Annotated in this window: 1 protein-coding gene; it reads left to right on the plus strand. The window is 75.9% G+C overall.

Annotated features, from left to right (window positions below):
* Nucleotides 1-58: 58 nt before the first annotated feature.
* The coding region (locus AB8Z36_RS40440; RefSeq protein ID WP_440582136.1) for a phosphoribosyltransferase family protein at nucleotides 59-1,636 on the plus strand (1,578 nt) is incomplete at its 3' end.

The raw sequence follows: 1,636 nt of genomic DNA on the forward strand, positions 1-1,636 counted from the left end.
CCCCTCACCCACTCCCCCCTCACCACCGGCCCTCGCGACCGGTGCGAACGCAAGGAACATGACGTACGTGACTGAAGACGCGGAAACCGCGGAAGCCGCGCAGGGCGCGGTGTGGTCGGGAAGCTGGGTCGCCGAGCGGCTCGGAGTCGGACTCGAAGGCGACGAGGCGCTGCCCGGACTGCTCGGCCTCGCCCTGCGGCGCAACCCCAAGCGCGCCCACCTCCTGGTCTCCAACGTGCTCGGCAAGCACGTGCCGCAGCTCCCCTCCGTGGTGTACGCGGCCGGACACGGCCTCGGGGTCCGGGTGCGGGAGCTGCTCGGCGACGACGAGGCGGGCGCCGCGGTCGTCCTCGGCTACGCGGAGACCGCCACCGGCCTCGGCCACGCCGTCGCCGACGGCATCGGCCTCGCGCCCTACCTGCACTCCACCCGGCGGCCGGTCGAGGGCGTCGCGCGCGCGGGCGGCTTCGAGGAGTCCCACTCCCACGCCACCTCGCACCTGCTGCTGCCGGAGGACCCCCGGCTCCTCGCCGGAGCGGGCCCGCTGGTCCTCGTCGACGACGAGTTCTCCACCGGCAACACGGTCCTGAACACCGTCCGCGCCCTGCACGAGCGCTACCCCCGCGAGCGGTACGTGATCGTCGCCCTCGTCGACATGCGCTCGCCGCGGGACCGGGGGCGCCTCGCCGCGTTCGCCGGGGAGATCGGCGCGCGGGTCGACCTGATCACGCGGGCCGCGGGGACGGTGCGCCTGCCCGACGGCGTCCTGGAGAAGGGGCGGGCGCTGGTCGCCGCGCACGAGACGGCCGCCGTGCCGGGGCCCCGCGAGGTACGGGTCCCGGCCGTCCGCGTCGACCTCGGGTGGCCCGCCGGGGTGCCCGACGGCGGACGGCACGGCTTCACCCCCGCCCACCGGGCCCGGCTCCAGGAGGCCCTGCCCGGCATGGCGGGCCGGATCGCCGGGGAGCTGCCGCCCGACGCCCGACGCGTCCTCGTCCTCGGCTTCGAGGAGCTGATGTACGCGCCGCTCGCCCTCGGCGTGGAGCTTGAGCGGCTCATCGGGGCCGACGTGCGGTTCTCCACCACCACCCGGTCGCCCGTGCTCGCCGTCGACGACCCCGGCTACGCGATCCGCACCCGCCTCGTCTTCCCCGCGCACGACGAGCCCGCCGACGGCCCCGGGCCGCGCTTCGCCTACAACGTCGCGGGCGGCGGCTTCGACGCGGTCGTCGCCGTCGTGGACTCCACCGCCGACACCACCGGGCTGCACGCGCCCGACGGCCTCCTGGCCCAGCTCTCCGCGCACGTCCCGCGGGTCCTGCTGGCCGTCGTCCCCTCGTACGTGCCCGCGCCGCACGCCCCCGAAAGGTCATCCTTGCTCCCCGAACCGCTCCGCGGCCCCGCCTTCTCCTCGTACGCGCCCGACGACGTCGGCTGGCTGCTCCAGGACCTCTCCGAGGTGACCCTCGAAGCGCCCACCGAGGAGCGTGAGGAGGCGATCCAGAGCGGCGGCGCGCACTACGCCGAGTCGCTGCCGGTCGAGTACCAGCCGAGCGAGCGCTACCAGGAGCTGTTCCGCGCCGCCCTCGACACCTCCGCCGCGCGCATCGCCCTGGCCGTCGGCACGGTCACGGAG

It is taken from the genome of Streptomyces flavofungini (genome assembly GCF_041028215.1).
In the GTDB taxonomy this organism is placed as follows: domain Bacteria; phylum Actinomycetota; class Actinomycetes; order Streptomycetales; family Streptomycetaceae; genus Streptomyces; species Streptomyces flavofungini_B.